This is a genomic window from Butyricicoccus sp. OF10-2, from assembly GCF_003481925.1.
Classification (GTDB): domain Bacteria; phylum Bacillota; class Clostridia; order Oscillospirales; family Butyricicoccaceae; genus Agathobaculum; species Agathobaculum butyriciproducens.
Map to the genome: position 1 here is coordinate 26,857 of NZ_QUMC01000001.1, position 22,125 is coordinate 48,981.

The following is a 22,125-nucleotide window of genomic DNA, read 5'->3' on the forward strand; positions in this document are numbered from 1 at the left end:
CTCCGAAGCCTTTCACGCTTTTTCATGCACAAATATATGCAGTAGTATTTAGAGGATTGAAGGCAGGCTGAGGGTAGCCCGCCCTTCGGAGAAAAGTTACCGAATTTCTAATGGAAAGGGAATCTTACAGAACCTTCTCCACATCCTCCGCAATCTGTTCTGCGGTGAGGTGATTGTCCTTCAGTACCTCGTCTACGTCATAGCGGTCGAGGAACTCCTTCTTGAGACCAAAGTTCAGTACCTTCATGTCAAAGTCGCCGTAGAAACGCGCAATCTTCTCACCGAAGCCGCCGTCGAGTACGCCGTCCTCGAGGGTGATGACCACATCGTGCTCCGCCTTGAGGCTCTCGAGCAGGTCGGTATCCACGCCGGTGATATAGTACGGGTTGATAAGGGTCGGCTGTACGCCGGTCTTTTTCTTGATGAGCGCCGCCGCCTGTTCGCCGAGCGGGTAGAACGAACCCAGACCGATCACGGCAACCCGGGCGCCCTTCTCCTTAACCTCGTAGGTGTTCAGCCTGCCGAAGTCCTTGGTAACAGCCTTTCCGTCCGAAACCAGTGCACCGCCCGGCATGCGGATAACGACCGGATGCTCGTTCTGCTCAATGCTCCAGTCGAGCATTGCCAGATATTCTTCCTTGGTGGTCGGCGCCAGATAAACCAGATTGGGGATGTTCGCCAGCATCGGAATGTCGTACAGACCGAGATGCGTTACATCGTTCATGCCGTAAACCGAGCCCCACGCAACGATAATGGTAGCTGCGTTGCTGTTGATGCACAGGTCCTGCGAAATCTGGTCATAGGCGCGCTGAATGAACGTGCTGTACACGCCGTAGACCGGCTTGCCGCCGTTTGCTGCGATACCGGACGCCAGTGCAACCGCGTTCTCCTCGGCAATGCCTACGTCGATGAACTGGCTGCCGGCCTTCTTACGCATCTCCTCGGTGAAGCCAAGCACGGTCGGCGTACCCGAGGTGATCATGCACACAGATGGGTCATCCTGCATTTTCTTCATCATAAAGTCGAGCGTAATGCTCTCGTAGCACTCGCCGCTTATGTCCATCAGCGGCTCGCCGGTCTCCGGATGGAACGGCGCACAGTAGTGCCATGCCTCCTTGTGCTGCTCGGCAGGCGCATAGCCCTTGCCCTTCTGGGTGACGATGTGCACAATAACCGGCTGCCTGCTGTCCTTTACGGCCTTAAATGCTCGATCAGCGAAGCAATATCGTTGCCGTCGGCTACAAAGCGGTAATCCAGACCCATCGCACGGAACAGGTTGCACTCGGCCTTGCCGCCCGTCTCGCGCAGCAGGCGCAGGTTCTGATACAGACCGCCGTGATTCTCTGCGATGGACATATCGTTGTCGTTGACAAGGATGATCAGGTTTCCGTCCAGCTCTGCCGCATAGTTGAGTGCTTCGAGCGCTTCGCCGCCGCTGAGCGAACCGTCGCCGATGATAGCAACCACGTTGCCGTCCTCACCCTTGAGGTCGCGACCCTTGGCCAGACCGCAGGCCAGACTGACCGAGGTGGAGGTGTGACCGATGGTGAAATGGTCGTGCTCGCTCTCGTGCGGGTTGCTGTAGCCGGAAACATCGTCGTAGTGCTCCTCGTAGAGAAAGGCGTCCTTGCGGCCGGTCAGCATCTTGTGCGGATAGGACTGGTGGGAAACATCGAATACAAACTTATCCTTCGGGGACTCGAATACATAGTGCAGTGCGATGGTTGCCTCTACCATGCCAAAATTCGGACCGAAATGGCCGCCGTGACGGCTCAGCTTGGTCAGCAGTGCATCACGTATTTCGGACGCAAGCACGGTCAGCTGCTTAATGTTCAGCTTCTTCACGTCAGCGGGACCGTTGATGTTCTCGATATACATAGTTTTCCTCCTGAATATTTTTTATAAACTCACTCTATCACTTGGAGTGTGCTCCAAGTCAAGCGGTTTTACGAAAAATTATGCAAAAATAAAAGCACCTGATACCAGGTGCCTTAATACTCAAATAGATGCGGAAAACGCTTCTCCATTCACCGTCCAGTGCGCTGTTCCGTCCTGCACATACAGCTCGGTGCCGCCGCGTTTGCAGCCGGCGTTCAGAAAAACCGCTGTGCCGTCCGGATTCAGACGATAGAGATTGTAGCCGAAGTCCTCGGCAGCGCGGTAACGCGCGGTGTGCCCGAACACAAAGCCGACCATCGTGCCGTCATCGAGCGAAACATAGTTGGTAAAGTCAAAACCCGCATATGGCGTCGCGCCAAGCTCGGACTGCTTCATCAGACCGCGCTCGCGCTGATAGGCAGGGGACTCGAGATAAGCCATGCTGTTCGGGTACAGCATCGCGTACGAGGGATATTTTTTGCTGGAAGGGACAGCGCCGGCGCCGACCCCACCGACCTTTGTGCCGCAGTTCATGCAGAATTTTGCGCCGTCCGGCAGCTGCGTGCCGCAGTTCATGCAAAACATGGTAATCGCTCCTTTACATATACTTTAGTATATCGGGAGAGAGACAGTCTGTCAAATAGCCGTCACAGGAAAACCACGAAAAGGCAAAAGAAAAACCGTCTTTTCAAAGAAAAGACGGTTTTCGGTGGCAGCCGAAGAAGGATTCGAACCCTCACAAACAGAGTCAGAGTCTGTCGTGCTACCTTTACACAATTCGGCTATTTGTTAAGTTTTGCTGTCGTTTTGATGACTTATCGCTGACGACTTGTTTAGTATATATCAGAATCCGGGATTCGTCAACCCTTTTTCAAAAAAAATTAAAAATTTTTTCGGAAGGGGACAACCGTCGCTTTTACGGCGGCCGTCCCTCGCGCTCGAGAGCCTCCCGCAGCTTTTCGAGCGCACGCTTTTCAATGCGCGAAACATAGCTGCGCGAAATACCCAGCCGCGCGGCAATTTCGCGCTGCGGCAGGGGAGATGCCAGACCGATGCCGTACCGCAGGCGGATGATCTCGCGTTCCCGCGGAGAGAGACAGCCTGCTAGCGCGCGGTGCATGGCATGGTACCGGTCCTGCTCCTCAACGGCGGAAAGACCGCTGTCCTCGCAGCAGATAATATCCTGCAGGGCAAGCGCATTGCCGTCACCGTCCGATTCGAGCGTGTCCGAGAGCGAAAGCTCGCCCGCACTCTTGCGCTTTTGCCGGAAATACATCAGCAGCTCGTTCTGGATACATTTGGAGGCGTATGTCGCCAAGCGGATATTTTTATCCGCCTTAAAGGTGTTCACGGCTTTAATCAGCCCGATCGTGCCGATGGACAGCAGATCGTCCTGCTCTGTACTTACGGCGTAATATTTTTTCACAATATGTGCTACCAGTCTGAGATTGTGCTCGATCAGCTTTTCCCGTGCCTCGGCGTCCCCGTCCTGCTGCATGCGGCGCAGCAGAACCGCCTCCTCATCGGGCGTGAGCGGCTTGGGAAACGACCCGTCCGCGCCCTGTACACGCAGCACAAAGAAGAAAAATGCGCCGCCGAGCGCAAATAAAGCAGGGAAAAGCATGGTCAGCACCTCGTTTCGATAAGATACTGCTATTTTATGCTGTGAATAGCTTAAGTAGCACAAATAAAGAGGCAGTACCGCATAATACAGCAAGAGCGATTTACGAGTAAATTTTGCGTACTGATTAGGCGCGGTTTCTTGCAATACTTTGTGTATTGCAAAAAATCGCGGCAGCGCGGATGGAACTCGCGCAAGGAATCGAGGCCGATATCAGGGTACAAAATTTCCGTAAAGTGCCGCAGCTGATTTATGTGGTATTGCCTCCAAAAAGGACTTGTAATTTGACAGAATATCCAGTATAATATAGTGAGTATTTACAGCAAATTGCATAGGGAGGTGTAACCATGGTTATGGCATTGGACAAAATGCCGGCTCTGTCGGATTATGGCGCGATCATCGCGCAGTTTTTGCCGTTTGTAGTTCTGATCGTCGTATTCTACTTTTTCCTGATCCGTCCGCAGCGCAAGCGCGACAAACAGGAGCGCGATATGCGTAACTCCATCGAGATCGGTGATGAGATTTCCACCATCGGTGGTTTTATCGGCCGCGTAGTCAGCATCAAGGACGACGTTCTGGTCATCGAGTCTTCGAGCGACCGCACGAAGCTCAAGATTTACCGCTGGGCAATCCGCGGTAAGGAGGCTCCGGCGACCGAGACGGTCGAGGCGCCCAAGGAAGCAAAGAAGGACGCAAAGTAATAACCCCATTTCTTGCCGAATAGCATGACATATAAATAAAATTCGGCGGGAGGCTATGAAATGATGAGAAAAACCAATGAGGGTCAGTCACCGGTCGGTATCCTTTTACCGTCGGTGCTTGCCGGATTGCTCGGTACTCTGCTGCTGATGCTGCTCGGTGCGGTGCTCGTTCACCGCGGCACATTGGCAGAGGGTGCAATAGCGCCTTGTGCGCTGGTGTTCCTTGCACTCGGCAGTGCGCTTGCTGCACTGGTCGCTGCAAAGCGCGCAGGCGAAAAACAGTTTTACTGGTCGCTCGGCGCAGGTTTTGCGGTTTTTCTGATCCTGCTGATCGTTGCGGTGCTGCCGCTCGGTCAATCCATTCATTTTGTACGCACGGTGATCAGCCTGCTCTGCTCGTTGATCGCCTCGGCACTGGGCGGTTACGCCGGTGCCAATATGCGGAAAAAGAAGCGTTACAGCCACATCAAAAAATAGGAGGGAAATCAAATGAAGCATATTTCTACCCTGACTTCTGCAACCCTGAAGCAGACTGCAGCACACGGCGGCTGCGGCGAGTGCCAGACTTCCTGCCAGTCCGCATGCAAGACCTCTTGCACCGTGGCAAACCAGAAGTGCGAGCACGCAAAGTAATCACGCTTAAAAGGAATATGCAAGGCGCGCCTGCGGGTGCGCCTTGTTCCTGTATATCGGAGGAAAATAAATGATTCATCGTTATCAGAAAAAAGGGCTGAATTTCGTGCTCGATGTCAACTCGGGCGCGGTACATCTGCTCGATGATATCAGCTATGCAGTGTCCGGACTGCTGGATGAAAACATGGGTGATACCTGTCCGCAGAGCATCATTGATGCCCTGCCGGACTACACCGCGGACGAGATCCGCGAGGCATATGACGAGCTGTACGAGCTGAAAAAGGCCGGTCAGCTGTTCGCGCAGGATGACTACATCGATGTAAGTCGCTACATTCCGGTGAATGCACCGGTCAAGGCCCTGTGCCTGCATGTAGCGCACGACTGCAACCTGCGCTGCCAGTACTGCTTCGCATCCACCGGCGACTTTGGTCAGGGCCGCAAGATCATGCCGCCTGAGATCGCCAAGAAGGCCATCGACTTTGTTATCGCGCGTTCCGGCGTGCGTCACAACATCGAGGTCGATTTCTTCGGCGGCGAGCCGCTCATGGCGTGGGATACCGTTACCCAGACGGTCGATTATGCCCGCAGCCTGGAGGAGAAGTATAACAAGAAGTTCCGCTTTACCATCACTACCAACGGTCTGCTGCTCGATGAGGACAAGCGCAAGTACATCAACGAGAACATGGACAACTGCGTGCTGTCGCTCGACGGCCGCCGTGAGGTCAACGACGAGTTCCGCAAGACGGTTGCCGGCACGGGAAGCTATGACACCATCGTGCCTAAGTTCAAGGCGCTGGTGGACGAGCGCGACCCGAACCTCGATTACTACGCACGCGGCACGTTCACCTCGCACAACCTCGACTTTGCCGAGGACGTTCTGAGCATCGCGGATGCAGGCTTTGACCGCCTTTCCGTCGAGCCGGTAACGGCTGACCCGGGCTGCGGATACGACTTGACCGAGGACGATCTGCCGAAGATCGAGGCCGAGTACGACCGCCTGACCGATATCATGCTCGAGCGTAAGAAGGAAGGCAAGCCGTTTACCTTCTTCCACTTCATGGTCGATCTGGATCAGGGTCCGTGTGTTGTCAAGCGTCTGCGCGGCTGCGGCGCGGGCTACGAGTATGTAGCCGTAACGCCGGACGGCGACATCTATCCCTGCCACCAGTTTGTCGGCAAGGATGAGTTCAAGCAGGGCAGTGTGCTCGACCAGTCCTTCAATATGGACATCGCGCAGAAGTTTGCCGGCATGAACATCTATTCTCGTCCGAAGTGCCAGAAGTGCTGGGCGAAGTTCTACTGCTCGGGTGGCTGCTCGGCAGCAAACTACAACATGAACCACGACATGAACGACTCCTACGACCTCGGCTGCGAGATGGAGCGTAAGCGTCTGGAATGTGCAATTTACCTAAAGGCAATGGATAAAATTTGTGCAAATCAGTCGAAGTGATGAATTGTAAAAAGAATCCGTAAAATCCGTTGCGAAACAGACTGTTTGTGCGTATAATTGCTCTTGTATTTGTACTGCCCTGTGAAGGAGATGATATTATGCCGCAGAATGTACTGGTTTCCGTGCTTGGTGAAGGTGAATATCTTCAGAAGCTGATCCGCGCCATCCTGGAGAAGGAGGTCGTACCGCAGCGCAATCTGTTCCTGTCCGCGAAGAATGCGGCGGCCTGCAAGGCTGCAGAGGGCTACGACGAGGTTCGTATCTGCGAGGACGAACTTGCTGCCATGATCAAGAGCGAGATTGTGCTGCTCACCGCTTCCAAGCGTGAAATGCCGACCGAGCTTGCCAAGATTTCCAGCAGTTCGCAAAAGCGCGTGGTAGTTTCCGTGTGCGACAGCGAAAAGGTGGATCTTGCGTACCTGGCTGATCGCATCGCCGCTGCAACCGAGCTGATCGCAGCCGTGCTGCACCGTGATGAGGAAGGCAAGCTGTATGCAACCTACGAGTTCAGCAAAAAGGTGCGTCCGTTCCTGCGCAAGCCCTGCGAGGATCTTGTGAACGCGATGTGCGAGACGATCAACGAGGAAGGCTAAATCCGTCTGTTGTTCTAAAAAGACAAAACCGGGAGTATGCTGTTCTATGACTTTTCCAAGGGGGAAGACGTATGAACAAACAGCATATTCTCGGTTTTTTTGACGATTTGGTGCGGACACCGGTGTTCCTGTTCCTGTGTGCGATGTTCCTGTGCGGTGCAGCGGCGGGCGGTCTGACTGGTCTGCGGGCCGGCGAAGGGGACAGCGCGGCAGTGCTTTCCGGTCTGTTGGCTGAATTGCCCGCGCATGTGGTGCAGAGCACGCTGTGCGCGCTCATCTGGGTGCTGCTGCCGCTCGTGTGCGCCTTTCTGCGCCCGAGAGAGCTGCTGCTGAGTGCGGTTGCCGCAGCACGCGGCTTCGTGCTTGCCATGACCGTCGCGGTCAGCGTGGGAGAAGGAAACGCCCTCATCATAGGAGCAGCCGGCGTACCCGCCGTACTGAGCGTCTCCGCGCTGCTTGCCGCATGCTCTATGGTCTGGCAGGGCGGTGAAGCCACCGGACGGTATTCGCTTCGAACGTGCAGGATGCCGTATTTCCTGTGTATTACGCTTGCCGTGCTGAGCGCCCTCCTGAGGGCCGCGATAGCGGCACTGTGCAATGTGTAAGTTTGCACAAAAATGCACAAATGCACAATCAGGATAGCGTGAAACATAGATTGAAAGTTTTACAAAGAGTGAAGAGATTCTGCAAGGCAGGCGTTCAAAGAGGAAGGGACACCGTAGGTGTCCCTTCCTCTTTGAACTTGCCGTGGGCACGGCAGTGTTGCAATTTCGACAAATCCATGCTAATATTTAGTTAGATTAACGAACTAACGGAGGGACAGCGCGAACATGGAAGACGCAGAGCAGCTCAATTCCTTTCTGGTCGATGTGTTCGGCCGGATCAATAAAATCGAAGAACGCGCTATGGCCGGCGGACTGGGCAGCGCGGTGTCCATCACCGAAATCCACATCATCGAGAAGATCGGTGACAGGGAACCTGTGCGTATGAGCGAGGTTGCCAGGTCAATCGGCGTAACATTGGCTACGCTGACGGTTGCGTGCGACAAGCTGGTCGCCAAGGGACTGGTGCGCCGTGTGCGCAGCCAGGAGGACCGCCGCGTTGTCAATATCATGCTCACCGACAAGGGCAGGGCCGCCTACGAGTACCACAAGGACTTTCACGAGCGCATGATCGCGTCTCTGGTGGACACGCTCTCGCCCGAGCAGACCGCGCTTCTGGCGCAGAGCTTAGAGAAACTGCAGGACTTCTTCCGCCACGAGGAAGCAGCCGTGGAGGGAGAAACCAATGGATAACCTGATATTCTGTCTGAATGCCACCGTGCCGATTTTTGCGATCATCGTGCTTGGCCGCTGGCTGCGCAGCAAAAACTTTTTCACCAAGCAGACGCTGACCGACATCGACCGTCTGTCGTTCAAGGTGCTGCTGCCGATCCTGCTGTTCCGAGATATCGCGCAGGGACGCATCACCGAGCAGTTCGACCCCGTGTTTTTCTTTTTCTGCGCGGGTGCGACGACCGTGTATTTCTTTGCCGTCTGGATCGGTGCATCCATTTTCCTCAAGGATAAGAGCATGGTCGGTGCGTTCACACAGGGCGCGTTCCGCGGCTCACAGGCGATTTTAGGCGTGGCTTTTGTGCAGAATCTGTACGGCGATGCCGGACTTGTCCCGCTGATGATCGTGGCGAGCGTACCGCTGTATAACATCTTCTCGGTGCTGGTGCTCACCGTCACCGCGCCGGATGCACAGCAGGTGGATCACCGCGGGCTGGTCGGCAAAACGCTGCGCGGCATCATCACCAATCCGATCATTCTGGGCATCTTCGCGGGTCTGCCGTTCTCGCTCCTCGCGATCGACTTTCCGCCCATGCTGGACAAGGGCCTCGCGATGCTGGGCAACTGCGCCACACCGATGGCGCTCCTGAGCATCGGCGCGGGCTTTGAGGGCGCAAAGGCAATCAAAAAGCTGGGCCCGACCTGTGCAGCCGTGTTTATCAAGCTGGTGCTGCTGAGCGTTATCTTTTTGCCGATGGGCGTGGCGCTCGGCTTCCGCGAGCAGACGCTGGTGGCCATCGTCATCCTGTGCGGTGCGCCGAGCACAGCGTCCGGTTATGTTATGGCGAAAAATATGGGCGGTGATCATGTGCTGTCATCGTCGATCATTGTGCTCAGCACGGCGTTGAGTGCGGTTACGCTGACATTGACGCTGTTCATTCTGCGTTCGATGGCGCTTATTTAACGTAAGTTTTTCGCCTTCGAGGCGAGGGGAACTGCGCTGACGCCGCGCGGGCGCACAAGAGGGATGGACACCTAAGGTTTCCACCCCTCTTGTGAATCTCCCCGTTTCCTCTTAGCACGGCGGCTATCAGAGAACTGAGACTATGGGGGAACGGCCGTACTGTTCATCTTCCGTAGGGGCGGCCAATGGCCGCCCATGTATCCGCATATTCGCAGGGTCAGACAGCTTACTGCTACACATACGGTTTATTCTACGCTGGGTGCGGCACAAGGTGAATTGCCCGAAGGGCAAGAGAGAGTCCCCTGGGGGATAACAGTGCCGCACGATTCTTTAGCGCGTTATGATAGACAGGGTCTGCGAAGATAAATGGTACTAAATGCCTAATCCGTAGGTGCTGTCTATAATCTCCGACTAACGAATTGCGCGACATTGTTGTGTCGCGCCTGCTGGAAGTAGCCGGTCTGTGTAGCAGTAAGCTATCCGGGAACTGCGAATATTTTACGAAACAAACGCAAGAGTAACCCGACTGCCGTACCCCTATTTTCGCAGCGGTCGCCGGTCTCTGGTCTGCGCCAGACTATGACAGGAAACGGGTGATTCACAAGAGGGTAGAAACCTTGGTGTCTACCCTCTTGTGCGCCCGCGCGGCGTCAGCGCAGATTTCGTTCGCTTCGCAAGCGATAACTCATATAATCAGCACAGATTTTGCAAAAGACGCAAAGAAAGGAGCCTCCGGCCATGCTGACTTACCACCTTAAACCGCACGATCAACAGCCGCTCTACGAGCAGCTCTACCACGCTGTCCGCGCGGACATCATGTCCGGCGCCTTGCCCGGCGGCACGCGCCTGCCGAGCAAACGCCAGCTGGCGGCCAATCTGCGCGTCAGCCAGATCACCGTGGAAACCGCTTACGGTCAGCTTGCCGCCGAAGGCTACATCGCCTCTGCGCCAAGGCGCGGTTACTTTGTGCAGGAGCAGCTTGCCGTGCCGGTCTCCGAGCCACAGGAGCCATTTGCACCGCCTTTGCCGCCGATTTCCGCCTCTGAGGAGACCTATCCTTACGATTTTCGCACGGATTTTGTCGATAACGGCTGCTTTCCGTTCTCCACATGGGCGCGGCTGTCGCGCAGTGTGCTGAGCGAATACTCGAGTGCGCTGCTCCGTGCGACCGACCCATGCGGCGCGGCGGAACTTCGAGAGGAGATCGTGCGCTACCTGCACGACTTCCGCGGCATCAATGTCTCGCCGGACAACATCCTCATCGGCGCAGGCTCGGAGTATCTGATGCACCTTGTCATTCAGCTGCTCGGCCGCGACCGCGTGTACGCGCTCGAGAACCCCGGCTACCGCAAGCTGTATCAGATTTTCGCAGTGAACGGTGTGACCGTGCGTCCGACACCGCTGGACAAGCACGGTCTGCGTGCTGACGCGCTGGCTGCGAGTGACGCATCGGTGGTATACCTTACGCCGTCGCACCATTTCCCGCTGGGCACGGTTATGACGGCTGCCCGCCGACTGGAAATCCTTCGCTGGGCGTCGGAAGCGCCCGACCGCTACATCATCGAGGATGACTACGACAGCGAATTCCGCTATGCCTCACGCCCAATTCCGGCGTTGGGTGAGCTGGACAGGACCGGACGCGTCGTGTACGTCAACACCTTTGCGAAAAGCCTTGCCCCCGGACTGCGCATCGGCTATCTGGTGCTGCCGAATGCGCTGATGGCGCGCTATCGCGAACAGTTTTCGCGGTACTCATCTACCGTGCCGAGCTTTGACCAGTACACGCTGGCGGCCTTCATGCACACCGGCGGCTTCGAGCGGCACATCAGTCGCAGCCGCAAGGTCTATCAGGCACGCCGCGACGCGCTCATGGCCGCACTTGACCGCGAGCTGGCCGACCTGCCGCATGAGGTCTCGCGCTCGGAGGCCGGTCTGCACCTGCTGCTGCACATGCGCAACGGCATGCTCGAGCACGAACTTATTGAGCGTGCAAAGGCGGTCGGTGTGCGTGTTTACCCGCTTTCGGCGTACTATACGCCGCCGGTCAAGCCGCCGCGAGCAACGCTTGTGCTCGGCTATGCCGGTCTGACCGAACAGCAGATCGACGAGGCGGCAAAGCTGCTCAAGCAAGCGTGGACAAAATAAATACAACCCGAAATGCGATAAATTTCTGCGAAAATTTGTAGCACTTCGGGTTTTTGTTTCGTATTACCGGTGAAAGGAGGATGGAGCATGACCGCAAAAACACCCGAACAACTCGTCAGCGTCTACGGCGACATGGTATACCGATTGGCGTATGCGCAGACGCGCAGCCGTCACGACGCGGACGATATTTTTCAGGAGGTCTTTCTCCAGACCGTGCGTAAAAAGCCGGTTTTCGACAGTGTGGAGCACGAAAAGGCATGGCTGCTGCGGGTGACGCTCAACTGCCTGAAAAGCCACTGGCGCATGGCATGGCGGCGGCACGACACACCGCTCGATGATCGCATTCCGTTTCCCGAGCCGGAGGACAGCGCGCTGGATGAAGCGTTGCGGCGGCTGACGCCTAAGTACCGCGCGGCAGTGCATTTATTCTACTGCGAGGGTTACACCGCAGAGGAGATTGCGCGCATGAGCGGGGAAAAACCGTCCACGATACGCACACGGCTGACGCGCGCACGGGCACAGCTGCGCGAATTGATGAAAGGAGAACTGGACGATGGATTTTCACAAGCAGTACCGCGACATGAATGAGAATATCACGCCGAGCGACACACTGGTGCAGCAGACGATCGCCAAAATGGAGAGCGGCAGGCCGCACAGAGCGCGAAAACCGCTCAAGATCATCCTTGCGGTTGCGGCGGCACTGGCCTGCGTGAGCACCGCCGTAGCTGCCAATCAGGAGGCGGTTCTGCGGGTGCTGTACCAAATTGCGCCCGGCATGGCGGAGTACCTGCAGCCGGTCGGGCAGGTCTGCGAGGACCGGGGCGTTAAGCTGGAGGTCGTTTCGGCGGACGTGGAAGGCAGCACGGCAAAGGTTTATTTGTCGCTGACCGATACCACCGGCAGCCTGTTCGGCGATGCCGCGCCGGATATGTACGACAGCTGGCATTTGGATTATCCGCGCTTGGGCAGAACTGCACCGCTGTCCTGCGGCTGCTCGACGGTTGACTACGATCCAAGTACCCACACGGCAACATATTTTCTTCAAATTGACGATTTGGGAGGAGATGTTCCGGCAGGCGCGTTCAAGTTTTCGTTTAACAAGCTGCTGATTGGAAAAGTAGAGCAGGAAGATGTTCCGGTAACGGCGGATTTGTCCGCAGTGACGCAGAATGCACCGACCGAGAACCACGATATCAACGGTCTGAGTGCGTCGGATATCTCGCTGTACGAAACCATGCACGACTATGATTTTCTTGTTCCGCAGGGCACTTTGTGGCAGAGTGAGAATGGGGTATGCGCACTGATTGCTGCCGGATGGCGAAATGGAGAACTGCATTTGCATTATCGCACAGATGGTTCGCTGACGCTGGATAATCACGCAGATTTTTCGACCTTGCACCTTGCGGACGGCACGGAACGGATGTGCGAATACGCGGTATCCTACAAGGATTTTGACAACGATATGGATTACACAGAGTACGTTTTCCCGATGGCATACGAGGATGTTGCCGGCTGTACACTTACCGGTGATATCTACACCGCAAGCGACCTGATGGACGGCAGCTGGGCGGTATCCTTCCGGCTGACGCAGTAACGCAAAAATGAGGACATATCCGGTAGATATGTCCTCATTTTTTATCCTTTTTCTTCACCGAACGCGCGAACATGACTGATTTATCACCGAATTTCTGCCGCAGCGCGTCAACCGTCTGGTCGAGCTTATGCTGACGGTCGCGCTTCTGGATATCCTCGGCGGCGTCAAACAGCGAAAGCTGCTCGCACGACTGATTTTCCGGCAGCAGATTGGCTGCCGTGACCGACAGCAGGCGCACCGGCTTGTCCATCGGCCAGTGTCCGAGCAGCAGCTGCATGGACAGGTCGATGAGCGCACGCGTGGAATTGGTCGGCCGCTCAAGCGTTATTTGACGCGAGCGGTTGTGAAATTCCGGGTCGCGGATGCCGAGCTGCACGGTCTGGCACACCATGCCGCGCTTTCGCAAACGTCTGCCGACATTGTCGCACAGCGCCGTGATGCCCATGCGGCATTCGTCCGCGCCGAGCAGATTGTGCGCGAACGTCATGCTGTTGCCGACCGATTTGACCTCTCGTTCCGCGTAAAACGAGCGCACAGGCTCATCGTCCTCGCCTCTGGCGTAACGCAGCAGAAGATCGCCGTTTTTGCCCAGAATGCTGTGGATAAACGCCGGATCGCAGGCGGCAAGCTCGCCGATCGTGCGTACGCCCAGTTGGTTCAGCCGGTCGCTGGCGCGTTTGCCGACATACAGGAGCGTGTTCGCGGGCAAGGACCACACGCGCTGCTTGAAATTTCGCGCGAAAAGACCGTCGTGCCGTCCGGCTTTTTGTAATCGCTGCCGAGTTTGGCGAACGCGCGGTTGAACGATACGCCGACCGAGATGGTCAGTCCGACCTCCTCGCGCATGCGGCGGCGCAGCTCGTCCGCGATATGCTCACCGGAGCCGAACAGGTGCATCGAGCCGGTGACATCGAGGAAGGATTCATCAATGCCGAACGGATCGACAAGATCGGTGTACTGCAGGTACAGCTCGTTGCACTTGCGCGAAAACTTCACATATTCGCTCCGATGCGGTGCTACCAGCCGTAAATCCGGGCATTTTCGTTTCGCCTGCCAGATGGTCTCGGCGGTTTGTACGCCGAAGGCTTTGGCCTTCTCGTTCTTGGCGAGAATGATGCCGTGGCGGCTCTCCGGATCACCGCAGACGGCGGTCGGTCCGTCGGCAAGCGACGGGTCGAGCAGCGTTTCCACACTCGCGAAAAACGAGTTGCAGTCGCAGTGCAGAATGGTTCGGTCCATCGGTCATCATCTCCTCCCGAACGAATGTTTGCATTGTATAACTGCATTATATCCGAAAAAAATGTGCTTGACAAGTGGGAGAATGAGGTGCATACTGTATTTGCAAGCAAGGGTGCCGTGATGAGCGGCTGAGAGGGCGAGAGCCTAACCTTTTGAACCTGTTGGTTAGCACCATCGTAGGGAAGCTGTCGCATACACTTGAAATTTTAATGCTCCGGTTTTACCGCATGGTGAGACCGGAGCATTTTTTCTTGCGGAAAAGAGGATATTTGCATGAAAGTAAACGGTAAAGAACGTGCCGTTCCCGCAGAGGGCACAGTTCTGGCGCTGCTGAAGGAGCTGGGTCACGACCCGCAGCGTGTGGCTGTCGAGAAGAACGGCACCATCATTCCGCGTGCGCAGTTCGCGGAAGAGAAGCTGACCGATGCAGACCATCTGGAAGTCGTATGCTTCGTGGGCGGCGGCTGATACCCTTCGCACCAACCACAGTTGGTGCGAAGGGGACATACTGCGTAAAACGCGGATATGTCCCAAAGAAATTTGCGCGCTGCGAGCGGCACACACATTTTTTACTGGTATGAAAACAAAGATACAAGCTCCCGGTTTTCAAAAAAATTGCAATGCAATTTCTTCCCGATTAAATGCACGCTGCGCGTGATTACAGGAGAAAAATCATGATTTTAACCAAAGAACAACTGCATGACGCACTGGTGGAACGCCACGGCGCGGATATTCAGGCTAAGCTGGACAAGGCGTGTGTCGGCATTGCGGGTCTGGGCGGGCTTGGCTCCAACCTTGCGATTTTTCTGGCGCGGCTGGGTGTCGGTCATCTCATCCTCGTGGATTTCGATGTGGTGGACATCACCAACCTCAACCGACAGCATTACACGATGAAAGACCTTGGCATCCCGAAAACGCTCGCACTTGTCGAGCAGCTTGAGGCCATCAATCCCTATCTCACCTACGAGACTTACACCGAGCGGGTCGTTCCGTCCAACGTGGAGCGGCTGTTCTCCGGCTGTGATGTGGTCGTAGAGGCGTTCGACAAGCCGGACCAGAAGGCCATGCTGCTCGAGAATCTGCTTACCAGACTGCCGGAAAAGCCGGTCGTATCGGGCAGCGGCATGGCAGGCTACGGCTCAGCGAACCTGATCAAGACCGAAAAACGATTCGGCCATGTGTATCTCTGCGGCGACGGTACAAGCGATGTAGCCGACGGTCTCGGCCTGATGGCGCCGCGCGTAGCGGTCTGCTCGGCACATGAAGGCACGATGGTGCTGCGCCTGCTCATTGGCGAAACGGAGCCGTAAATAGAAAATGGAGAACAGAAGCCGCAGCTTTCATTCTCCGCTCTCCATTATTCTTTCGGCTGATCGGAACCGCAGTGTGCACACTTGACAGCCTTGATCGGAATCTCGCTGCAGCAGAACGGGCAGACCTTGGTGGTCGGCTCTGCGGGTGCTTCCGGCTTTTTGCCGAGCGCAGTCAGCTTATTGACCGCTTTGAGCAGACAGAACAGCACGAACGCCATGATCAAAAAGTTGATGATCGAGGTGATGAATGCACCGTAGCGCAGTTCCACACCGCCGAGGTTCAGCACGAAACCGCTTAAATCGGTGCCGCCGAACAGGCCGAGAATCGGGTTAATGAGGTTATCGGTCAGTGAAGTCACGATGCTGGTGAACGCACCGCCGATGATAACACCGATTGCCATGTCCATCACGTTGCCGCGCAGCGCGAAGACTTTGAATTCTTCGATAAACTTTTTCACTTTTACGTTCCCCTTTCTTATTTATACTATCAGTTTATACGTTTCCCTTAAATGGGTCAAGAAAAAAGGAGTTTTTCACATGAAAGATACACTTGTAATCGGCGGACACGAGTTCCAGTCCCGCTTTATCCTTGGTTCCGGAAAGTATTCGCTCGACCTGATCAACGCTGCCGTGCAGAACGCAGGCGCACAGATCATCACGCTGGCGCTGCGCCGCGCAAATGAGGGCGGCACGGCTAACATCCTCGACTATATTCCGGAGGGCGTAACGCTGCTGCCGAACACCTCGGGTGCCCGCAATGCCGACGAGGCGGTTCGCATTGCGCGTCTGTCGCGTGCGTGCGGCTGCGGCGATTTCGTCAAGATCGAAATCATGCGCGACAGCAAGTACCTGCTGCCGGACAATCAGGAGACCATTCGCGCGACCGAGATTCTCGCAAACGAAGGCTTTGTTGTCATGCCGTATATGTATCCCGATCTGAACGTTGCGCGTGATCTGGTCAACGCGGGCGCGGCCTCCATCATGCCGCTGGCGGCTCCCATCGGCACGAACAAGGGTCTCGCTACCCGCGAGTTCATCAAGATTTTGATTGATGAAATTGATCTGCCGATCATCGTGGACGCAGGCATCGGCCGTCCGTCGCAGGCTTGCGAGGCGATGGAGATGGGCGCGGCAGCTATCATGGCCAACACCGCGATTGCCACCGCAGGCGATATTCCGGCGATGGCTGAGGCGTTCAAGCAGGCGATTGAGGCAGGCCGCACGGCGTACCTTGCCGGTCTGGGCCGCGTCCGTGAGACGGCGTCGGCATCCTCTCCGCTGACCGGTTTCCTGCAGGATTAAGACGGAAAGAGGGATATTTGTCATGGAAAACGAAAAAAACGAAATGATTTCCGCGAAATACATCACTGCTGATACCGATCACATGGAGTATCAGCCGGGCATGGACAACATCGGCTCCGAGGTGCAGGACGAGGTCATTTCCCGCATGAACGCCTATGACGCGGATGCCTATACGGCGGCTGACGTACTGCGTGCGCTTCGCAAGGACGTTCTCTCGCCGGAGGACTTCGGCGCACTGCTGTCTCCCGCGGCGCTGCCGTTCCTTGAACAGATGGCACAGCGCGCACAGGCCGAAACGCGCAAGCATTTCGGCAACTCGGTGCAGATGTTCACGCCGCTGTACATTGCCAATTACTGCGAAAATTACTGCATTTACTGCGGTTTCAACTGTCACAACAAGATTCGCCGTGCCAAGCTGGATATGGACGAGGTCGAGCAGGAGCTGAAGGCCATCGCGGAGACCGGTCTGCAGGAAATCCTCATTCTGACCGGTGAGAGCCGTGCCATGTCGCCGGTATCCTACATCGGTGAAGCCGTTAAGCTGGCGCGCAAGTATTTCCGTGTCATCGGCATCGAGATTTATCCGCTCAACGTGGATGAGTACGCTTATCTGCATGAGTGCGGTGTGGACTACGTTACCGTATTTCAGGAGACCTATGACGACCAGAAGTACAAAACCCTGCACCTCGGCGGTCACAAGCGCATTTTCCCGTACCGCCTGAATGCGCAGGAGCGTGCACTGATGGGCGGCATGCGCGGTGTCGGCTTTGCGGCGCTGCTCGGTCTGTCCGACTTCCGCAAGGATGCGTTTGCGACTGGTCTGCACGCATATCTGCTGCAGCGCAAGTATCCGCACGCAGAGATCGCGTTCTCGTGTCCGCGCCTGCGCCCGATCATCAATAACGATAAGATCAATCCGAGGACGTACACGAGCCGCAGCTGCTGCAGGTCGTTTGTGCATACCGCATCTTCATGCCGTTCGCGTCCATCACTATCTCGACCCGCGAGCGGGCAGGCTTCCGCGATAATATCATCGGCATCGCCGCCACCAAGATTTCCGCAGGCGTAGACGTCGGTATCGGCGGTCACTCCGGCGAGGATAAGGGCGATGAGCAGTTCGAGATTTCGGACGGCCGTTCGGTCGATGAGGTATATAACGCAATCGTAGAGCATAATCTGCAGCCTGTAATGGCAGATTATCTGTACGTTTAACGACTTCTAAGGGGGACTCTGTCCCCTTAGATACCGAAAAAGTTCCATAGAAACTTTTTCGGATAACCCCCTCACCTTTGCACGGCAAAGGTGGTTCGGGACACGCGTCCCAAAGTATAGGGAACAAAGTCCGGCAAAGCTGGACTTTGTTGAAGTATTGTAACGGCGCATTGCGATGCGCCGAGGGGGACGGAGTCCCCCTTAGAACAAGGTTTGTCAGCCGCCGAAGTGCGGCAATCTGCTGAGGACAGAGCGCACCGCATGCCACTGCAGATTTATATGAAAACCGCACTCCGGAAGCAATATAAAAGGCAATCCCGCACAATTAAAGCTGCGGCGCTTTACGGAAATTTTGCGTCCTGATGTTGTTGTGATTTTTTGCAATACACTCGTATTGCTGCAAAACCACGCCTAATCAGTACGCAAAATTTACTCGTAAATCGCTCTTGCTTAATTATGCGGCATTGCCTAATTCAGAAGGAGTATCAGTAAGCCATGAGAAATTATGCAACGCAGATGGATGCCGCAAAGCGCGGTATCGTCACGCCGGAGATCGAAACGGTCGCCAAAAAGGAAAACCGTCCGGTCGAGTTCATCATGGAACGAGTCGCAAAGGGTACGATTGCGATTCCGGCGAACATCAATCACAAAAGCCTGTCCGCAGAAGCGGTCGGCGACGGCACCCGCGTAAAGATCAATGTCAATCTCGGCATTTCGGGTGACTGCAAGGACTACGAGATGGAGTTGCGCAAGGTGCGCATGGCCGTTGACATGGGCGCGGAGTCCATCATGGATCTATCCAACTACGGCAAGACCAACACCTTCCGCAAGCAGCTGATCGACATGTCGCCGGCGATGATCGGCACCGTGCCGATGTACGACGCGATCGGGTATCTGGAAAAGGATCTGCTCGAGATCACCGCACAGGATTTCCTCAAGGTTGTTGAGGCGCACGCCAAGGAGGGTGTGGACTTCATGACCATTCATGCGGGTATCAATCGCCGTGCGGTCGAAGCCTTTATGCGTGAGGGCCGCAAAATGAATATCGTCTCCCGCGGCGGCTCGCTGCTGTTCGCGTGGATGAAGATGACCGGCAATGAGAATCCGTTCTTCGAGTATTACGACGAGGTGCTGGACATTCTGCGCCGCTACGACGTTACCATTTCGCTGGGCGACGCACTGCGCCCGGGCTGCATTGATGATGCGTCCGATGCAGGGCAGATCAGTGAGCTGATCGAGCTGGGCAACCTTGCACAGCGTGCGTGGGCGAAGGATGTACAGGTTATGATCGAGGGCCCCGGCCATATGGCGATGAACGAGATTGCGGCCAATATGCAGATGGAAAAGCGCCTTTGCCATGGAGCGCCTTTCTATGTCCTCGGGCCGCTCGTTACCGACATTGCACCGGGTTACGACCATATCACCTCGGCCATCGGCGGCGCTATCGCCGCACAGGCCGGCGCGAACTTTCTGTGCTACGTTACACCGGCGGAGCACCTGCGCCTGCCGGATGAAAATGACGTGCGCGAGGGCATCGTCGCCAGCAAGATCGCGGCCCATGCCGCCGATATCGCACTCGGTTTGCCCGGTGCGCGTGACCGCGATAACGCAATGGCGGACGCGCGTCATAAGCTGGACTGGCCCGCGCAGTTCGCGCTGGCACTCGACCCGGAAAAGGCAGAGCGGTTCTATAATCAGGTTCCGCCGACCGAGCGTCATACCTGCTCGATGTGCGGTAAAATGTGCGCCGTGCGCACCACAAATATGATCCTTGAGGGTAAAGAAGTCAAACTCTGCTCGGAAAAGGGCGCATGCTGATGCTTCGGAATACAAAAGAGCGGTCGGGAGACCGCTCTTTTTTTGCTGTTTGTTTGAATTGGGCGTGTGCAGAATGGAGAATTGAAAATGGAGAATGGAAAATGAATGCGATGGCGGAGTGCTGCGTGGGCGGCCAATGGCCGCCCCTACGGTTAAACGTTTGCAAATCGTTAGAAACGGTGCGCTGAGGTCATACCCCGGGGCACCTTCTCTGGCCCTTCGGGCAATTCATCTTCTGTCGCGCCTGCGGAGAGTAAACCGTATGTGTAGCAGTACGCTGTCTGTGAACTGCGAATATTTTACGAAATAAACGCAACGGTAACCCGACTGCCGTACCCCTTTTCGGAGCGGTCGCCGCTCTCTGGTCTGCGCCAGACTAAGAAATAAAAGGAAACTGGAGTTCCAAGAGGATAGCACTCATTTAACCCGCGCACTGCGCGGGAATAAGGTATAGCAGCCTACGGGCAAACCTTGGTGTCTATCCTTTTGGACCACTCAGCCGTCTGGACGGCACCTGCGCAACACTCGTCAATGCACGACAAAATTCCACAAACAAAACCGGCACATAAGGAGAGAAACCTCTGTATGTGCCGGTTTTCGCTTGCAGCTAAGAAAAATACTGGTGTCTCAGCTCCAGATTGTACGCAAGCAGCGTCCGCAGCCGCTTTTTGCCGCGGGAACAGTGCCGCGATACCGCCGATGGACTGATCCTAAGCCGTTCAGCGCACTGTTTGCAGGATAATCCCTCCACCTCGATCATCCACAGCACCTCGTACTGCCGCGGTGTCAGCTGCTCGCGCATGGCCCGGAAGAAGGCCGTGCGGAATGCCTGCCGGAAGCCGCGGTCGTCCTCCGCGAGCAGACCGAGATACTGCCGGTAGGCCAGCCGTGTCGCTGTGTGCTCAGACAGCGCGACAGTCCGCATGCGCGTCACCTTCTTCGCTGTGGTCGTGGTAGTGCTCCATCAGGAATACGGTCTGGCGGCTTTCGTTGATCAGCGTCTGCAGGAATTTCGCGCGCTGCTTGAGCCGGTAGCGCACCTCCGGCTGACGAGCACGCTTCTGCGCCGCCTGAAGCTGCTTGATACGCAGCTCCAGCAGAGCAACATTTACACGGTATTCCTGCGCCATCTCACATAATTTCATGGCGGCCCCTCCTTACGATATACGAACAAATGTTCGATTCCTTATGTCCCTTATAATACAACATAAAGTATGAGTTGTCAATGAAAAACTATATTTTGTGTTATATTCCTCGAATCTGCATCATACACTGTGGTAGAGAGGGAAGGAGGGGATACCATGCACAGACTGCTGCTGACCGGTGTCGGACTGGTGCTGGTGCTGTATTTGCTGCCGGTATTTTACCCATCGGAAACGGACAAGACAGAGCCGCAGACACCCTCAGAAAGCGTCACAGCGGCAGCAACAGACGGCTTAACCATCACGGTTCTGGTGAACGGCAAGGCGCAGGAAATGCCGCTGGAGACCTATGTGGAAGGCGTGACGGCGGCAGAGATTGCGGACGATTTTCCGGTTGAAGCCATCCGCGCACAGGCGGTCGCAGCGCGAACGTACGCGGTGTATAAGCAGTCGAGAGGACGGCCGGCAGAGCATCCGGATGCGGATGTCTGCGACGATTACAGCCATTGTGCGGCATATCAGCCGGACGCGGTCAAGACGTTCAGCACCGGCTATTCGCGGATACGCAAGGCCGTCAAGGACACGGCAGGGCAGATCCTGACCTGCGACGGTGCACCGATTGCGGCTGTGTTCCACTGCGTCAGCGGTCCGAAGACCGAGTCTGCCGCCGATGTCTGGGGCGAGGATATTCCGTATCTGCAAAGCGTGGTCAGTCCGGGCGGCACGCAGTACGCCGGATACGAGAGCGAGGTGACGCTAACGGCGGATGCGTTCCGCGAAAAGGTCGCGCAGACTCTGCCAAAAGCGGATGTGAGCGGTACGCCCGACCGCTGGTTTGCGTCCTCGGTGCGCTCGGCGGCTGGCGGTGTGAAAACCGTGAAGCTCGGCGGCGTGACCGTCGAGGGAACCGCAGTGCGGGCGCTGTTTGGCCTGCAGTCCACGAATTTCACCATCACAACCACCGAGGACAGTATTACGTTTCACACCATTGGATACGGACACGGTGTTGGTCTGTCGCAGTACGGTGCGAAATATATGGCGGAGCAGGGATATGATTATACCGAGATACTTGCGCATTACTACCCGAATACAGAGTTGAGATTGGAGAGTGGAGAGTGAAGAGAATGGAAAATGGGAAGATTGCGAACTATGTTCGCATATAAAATGGAGCGCGTAGCGCGACAAAAAAAGTCAGGACATGTGCCTGACTTTTTTAACAGACAGAGAAATCCCCCGAAAACCGGGA

23 protein-coding genes, 1 tRNA gene, 2 pseudogenes and 1 riboswitch are annotated in these 22,125 nt (G+C 55.9%); of the genes and pseudogenes, 17 read left to right on the forward strand and 9 right to left on the reverse strand.

Annotated elements, in window-relative coordinates; translation table 11 throughout:
- Positions 1 to 124 precede the first annotated feature (124 nt).
- From DXB00_RS00115 to sigK, 4 genes and pseudogenes are all read right to left on the reverse strand, one after another.
- Positions 125 to 1,878, reverse strand: a pseudogene (locus tag DXB00_RS00115) (1-deoxy-D-xylulose-5-phosphate synthase).
- A 120-nt stretch (positions 1,879 to 1,998) separates the two neighbouring features.
- Complete coding sequence (locus DXB00_RS00120) at positions 1,999 to 2,463, reverse strand: zinc ribbon domain-containing protein (protein WP_119214332.1); 465 nt, start codon at positions 2,461 to 2,463, stop codon at positions 1,999 to 2,001.
- Positions 2,464 to 2,588: 125 nt separating this feature from the next.
- A tRNA-Gln gene (locus DXB00_RS00125) sits at positions 2,589 to 2,662 on the reverse strand.
- A 132-nt stretch (positions 2,663 to 2,794) separates the two neighbouring features.
- A complete protein-coding gene (gene sigK, locus DXB00_RS00130; RefSeq protein WP_110435350.1) occupies positions 2,795 to 3,502 on the reverse strand; it encodes an RNA polymerase sporulation sigma factor SigK in 708 nt (235 codons plus the stop codon).
- A 344-nt stretch (positions 3,503 to 3,846) separates the two neighbouring features.
- Between sigK and yajC the strand changes: the two genes are divergently transcribed.
- The 11 genes from yajC (at position 3,847) to DXB00_RS00190 (ending at position 12,853) form a co-directional block, all read left to right on the forward strand.
- Positions 3,847 to 4,200 (forward strand): preprotein translocase subunit YajC, encoded by a 354-nt coding sequence (yajC, locus tag DXB00_RS00140; RefSeq protein WP_242988051.1) that lies wholly within the window; start codon positions 3,847 to 3,849, stop codon positions 4,198 to 4,200.
- A 60-nt stretch (positions 4,201 to 4,260) separates the two neighbouring features.
- The gene (locus DXB00_RS00145; protein ID WP_117751058.1) at positions 4,261 to 4,677 is read left to right on the forward strand and encodes a TIGR04086 family membrane protein; all 417 of its coding nucleotides are present in this window, start codon (positions 4,261 to 4,263) and stop codon (positions 4,675 to 4,677) included.
- Between the two features lie 12 nt (positions 4,678 to 4,689).
- Entirely contained in the window at positions 4,690 to 4,833 is a 144-nt protein-coding gene (scfA, locus tag DXB00_RS00150) for a six-cysteine ranthipeptide SCIFF (protein WP_110435348.1), read from the forward strand.
- Positions 4,834 to 4,903: 70 nt separating this feature from the next.
- Positions 4,904 to 6,283, forward strand: a complete 1,380-nt coding sequence (scfB, locus tag DXB00_RS00155) for a thioether cross-link-forming SCIFF peptide maturase (protein WP_117751057.1) — start codon at positions 4,904 to 4,906, stop codon at positions 6,281 to 6,283.
- 98 nt (positions 6,284 to 6,381) lie between these two features.
- Entirely contained in the window at positions 6,382 to 6,876 is a 495-nt protein-coding gene (locus DXB00_RS00160) for an NAD(P)-binding domain-containing protein (RefSeq protein WP_118728817.1), read from the forward strand.
- A gap of 71 nt (positions 6,877 to 6,947) precedes the next feature.
- The gene (locus DXB00_RS00165) at positions 6,948 to 7,481 is read left to right on the forward strand and encodes a hypothetical protein (RefSeq protein WP_119214334.1); all 534 of its coding nucleotides are present in this window, start codon (positions 6,948 to 6,950) and stop codon (positions 7,479 to 7,481) included.
- A gap of 225 nt (positions 7,482 to 7,706) precedes the next feature.
- Positions 7,707 to 8,171: a MarR family winged helix-turn-helix transcriptional regulator gene (locus DXB00_RS00170; RefSeq protein WP_110435344.1), complete on the forward strand. Its 465-nt coding sequence runs from the start codon at positions 7,707 to 7,709 to the stop codon at positions 8,169 to 8,171.
- A complete protein-coding gene (locus DXB00_RS00175; RefSeq protein ID WP_119214335.1) occupies positions 8,164 to 9,114 on the forward strand; it encodes an AEC family transporter in 951 nt (316 codons plus the stop codon). The genes DXB00_RS00170 and DXB00_RS00175 overlap by 8 nt, the downstream gene beginning before the upstream one ends.
- A 738-nt stretch (positions 9,115 to 9,852) precedes the next feature.
- On the forward strand, positions 9,853 to 11,259 hold the full coding sequence (gene pdxR / locus DXB00_RS00180) for a MocR-like pyridoxine biosynthesis transcription factor PdxR (RefSeq protein WP_119214336.1): 1,407 nt from the start codon (positions 9,853 to 9,855) through the stop codon (positions 11,257 to 11,259).
- A gap of 87 nt (positions 11,260 to 11,346) precedes the next feature.
- On the forward strand, positions 11,347 to 11,847 hold the full coding sequence (locus DXB00_RS00185) for an RNA polymerase sigma factor (RefSeq protein WP_119214337.1): 501 nt from the start codon (positions 11,347 to 11,349) through the stop codon (positions 11,845 to 11,847).
- The gene (locus DXB00_RS00190; RefSeq protein ID WP_119214338.1) at positions 11,813 to 12,853 is read left to right on the forward strand and encodes a hypothetical protein; all 1,041 of its coding nucleotides are present in this window, start codon (positions 11,813 to 11,815) and stop codon (positions 12,851 to 12,853) included. The genes DXB00_RS00185 and DXB00_RS00190 overlap by 35 nt, the downstream gene beginning before the upstream one ends.
- A gap of 34 nt (positions 12,854 to 12,887) precedes the next feature.
- Here DXB00_RS00190 and DXB00_RS16815 read toward each other — a convergent pair whose 3' ends face one another.
- Positions 12,888 to 13,562: a DNA polymerase Y family protein gene (locus DXB00_RS16815; RefSeq protein ID WP_243107108.1), complete on the reverse strand. Its 675-nt coding sequence runs from the start codon at positions 13,560 to 13,562 to the stop codon at positions 12,888 to 12,890.
- Positions 13,511 to 14,092, reverse strand: a complete 582-nt coding sequence (locus tag DXB00_RS16820) for a DNA polymerase Y family protein (RefSeq protein ID WP_243107109.1) — start codon at positions 14,090 to 14,092, stop codon at positions 13,511 to 13,513. The genes DXB00_RS16815 and DXB00_RS16820 overlap by 52 nt, the downstream gene beginning before the upstream one ends.
- Before the next feature lie 98 nt (positions 14,093 to 14,190).
- A riboswitch (TPP riboswitch) is annotated at positions 14,191 to 14,293 on the forward strand.
- Positions 14,294 to 14,365: 72 nt separating this feature from the next.
- Between DXB00_RS16820 and thiS the strand changes: the two genes are divergently transcribed.
- Together thiS and thiF are read left to right on the forward strand one after the other, a co-directional pair.
- Positions 14,366 to 14,560 (forward strand): sulfur carrier protein ThiS, encoded by a 195-nt coding sequence (gene thiS / locus DXB00_RS00200; RefSeq protein WP_199677238.1) that lies wholly within the window; start codon positions 14,366 to 14,368, stop codon positions 14,558 to 14,560.
- A gap of 206 nt (positions 14,561 to 14,766) precedes the next feature.
- Entirely contained in the window at positions 14,767 to 15,402 is a 636-nt protein-coding gene (thiF, locus tag DXB00_RS00205) for a sulfur carrier protein ThiS adenylyltransferase ThiF (protein ID WP_117751049.1), read from the forward strand.
- Between the two features lie 47 nt (positions 15,403 to 15,449).
- Here the strand turns inward: thiF and mscL are convergent, their stop codons facing one another.
- The gene (gene mscL, locus DXB00_RS00210) at positions 15,450 to 15,863 is read right to left on the reverse strand and encodes a large conductance mechanosensitive channel protein MscL (protein WP_118728824.1); all 414 of its coding nucleotides are present in this window, start codon (positions 15,861 to 15,863) and stop codon (positions 15,450 to 15,452) included.
- Between the two features lie 79 nt (positions 15,864 to 15,942).
- On the opposite strand from mscL, the gene DXB00_RS00215 reads away from it, so the two are divergent.
- The 3 genes and pseudogenes from DXB00_RS00215 to thiC all read left to right on the forward strand — a co-directional run bounded on the left by DXB00_RS00215 (position 15,943) and on the right by thiC (position 19,737).
- Positions 15,943 to 16,707, forward strand: a complete 765-nt coding sequence (locus DXB00_RS00215; RefSeq protein ID WP_116704713.1) for a thiazole synthase — start codon at positions 15,943 to 15,945, stop codon at positions 16,705 to 16,707.
- Positions 16,708 to 16,750: 43 nt separating this feature from the next.
- Positions 16,751 to 17,919: pseudogene (gene thiH / locus DXB00_RS00220) on the forward strand (2-iminoacetate synthase ThiH).
- 495 nt (positions 17,920 to 18,414) lie between these two features.
- On the forward strand, positions 18,415 to 19,737 hold the full coding sequence (gene thiC, locus DXB00_RS00225) for a phosphomethylpyrimidine synthase ThiC (protein WP_118728826.1): 1,323 nt from the start codon (positions 18,415 to 18,417) through the stop codon (positions 19,735 to 19,737).
- Between the two features lie 607 nt (positions 19,738 to 20,344).
- Here the strand turns inward: thiC and DXB00_RS00230 are convergent.
- Together DXB00_RS00230 and DXB00_RS00235 are read right to left on the reverse strand one after the other, a co-directional pair.
- Positions 20,345 to 20,662 carry an RNA polymerase sigma factor gene (locus DXB00_RS00230; RefSeq protein WP_118728827.1) on the reverse strand — a complete coding sequence of 106 codons (318 nt, stop codon included), beginning with the start codon at positions 20,660 to 20,662 and terminating at the stop codon, positions 20,345 to 20,347.
- Positions 20,640 to 20,882: a hypothetical protein gene (locus DXB00_RS00235; RefSeq protein WP_116704711.1), complete on the reverse strand. Its 243-nt coding sequence runs from the start codon at positions 20,880 to 20,882 to the stop codon at positions 20,640 to 20,642. The genes DXB00_RS00230 and DXB00_RS00235 overlap by 23 nt, the downstream gene beginning before the upstream one ends.
- A gap of 156 nt (positions 20,883 to 21,038) precedes the next feature.
- Between DXB00_RS00235 and spoIID the strand changes: the two genes are divergently transcribed.
- The gene (spoIID, locus tag DXB00_RS00240; RefSeq protein WP_118728828.1) at positions 21,039 to 21,998 is read left to right on the forward strand and encodes a stage II sporulation protein D; all 960 of its coding nucleotides are present in this window, start codon (positions 21,039 to 21,041) and stop codon (positions 21,996 to 21,998) included.
- The last annotated feature ends 127 nt before the right edge of the window (positions 21,999 to 22,125 follow it).

Excerpts from the sequence above, each read along its gene's own strand:
- DXB00_RS00120 (WP_119214332.1), bottom strand. The coding sequence starts at position 2,463 with ATGTTTTGCATGAACTGCGGCACGCAGCTGCCGGACGGCGCAAAATTC.
- sigK (WP_110435350.1), bottom strand. The coding sequence starts at position 3,502 with ATGCTTTTCCCTGCTTTATTTGCGCTCGGCGGCGCATTTTTCTTCTTT.
- yajC (WP_242988051.1), top strand. The coding sequence starts at position 3,847 with ATGGTTATGGCATTGGACAAAATGCCGGCTCTGTCGGATTATGGCGCG.
- DXB00_RS00145 (WP_117751058.1), top strand. The coding sequence starts at position 4,261 with ATGATGAGAAAAACCAATGAGGGTCAGTCACCGGTCGGTATCCTTTTA.
- scfA (WP_110435348.1), top strand. The coding sequence starts at position 4,690 with ATGAAGCATATTTCTACCCTGACTTCTGCAACCCTGAAGCAGACTGCA.
- scfB (WP_117751057.1), top strand. The coding sequence starts at position 4,904 with ATGATTCATCGTTATCAGAAAAAAGGGCTGAATTTCGTGCTCGATGTC.
- DXB00_RS00160 (WP_118728817.1), top strand. The coding sequence starts at position 6,382 with ATGCCGCAGAATGTACTGGTTTCCGTGCTTGGTGAAGGTGAATATCTT.
- DXB00_RS00165 (WP_119214334.1), top strand. The coding sequence starts at position 6,948 with ATGAACAAACAGCATATTCTCGGTTTTTTTGACGATTTGGTGCGGACA.
- DXB00_RS00170 (WP_110435344.1), top strand. The coding sequence starts at position 7,707 with ATGGAAGACGCAGAGCAGCTCAATTCCTTTCTGGTCGATGTGTTCGGC.
- DXB00_RS00175 (WP_119214335.1), top strand. The coding sequence starts at position 8,164 with ATGGATAACCTGATATTCTGTCTGAATGCCACCGTGCCGATTTTTGCG.
- pdxR (WP_119214336.1), top strand. The coding sequence starts at position 9,853 with ATGCTGACTTACCACCTTAAACCGCACGATCAACAGCCGCTCTACGAG.
- DXB00_RS00185 (WP_119214337.1), top strand. The coding sequence starts at position 11,347 with ATGACCGCAAAAACACCCGAACAACTCGTCAGCGTCTACGGCGACATG.
- DXB00_RS00190 (WP_119214338.1), top strand. The coding sequence starts at position 11,813 with ATGGATTTTCACAAGCAGTACCGCGACATGAATGAGAATATCACGCCG.
- DXB00_RS16820 (WP_243107109.1), bottom strand. The coding sequence starts at position 14,092 with ATGGACCGAACCATTCTGCACTGCGACTGCAACTCGTTTTTCGCGAGT.
- thiS (WP_199677238.1), top strand. The coding sequence starts at position 14,366 with ATGAAAGTAAACGGTAAAGAACGTGCCGTTCCCGCAGAGGGCACAGTT.
- thiF (WP_117751049.1), top strand. The coding sequence starts at position 14,767 with ATGATTTTAACCAAAGAACAACTGCATGACGCACTGGTGGAACGCCAC.
- DXB00_RS00215 (WP_116704713.1), top strand. The coding sequence starts at position 15,943 with ATGAAAGATACACTTGTAATCGGCGGACACGAGTTCCAGTCCCGCTTT.
- thiC (WP_118728826.1), top strand. The coding sequence starts at position 18,415 with ATGAGAAATTATGCAACGCAGATGGATGCCGCAAAGCGCGGTATCGTC.
- DXB00_RS00230 (WP_118728827.1), bottom strand. The coding sequence starts at position 20,662 with ATGCGGACTGTCGCGCTGTCTGAGCACACAGCGACACGGCTGGCCTAC.
- DXB00_RS00235 (WP_116704711.1), bottom strand. The coding sequence starts at position 20,882 with ATGAAATTATGTGAGATGGCGCAGGAATACCGTGTAAATGTTGCTCTG.
- spoIID (WP_118728828.1), top strand. The coding sequence starts at position 21,039 with ATGCACAGACTGCTGCTGACCGGTGTCGGACTGGTGCTGGTGCTGTAT.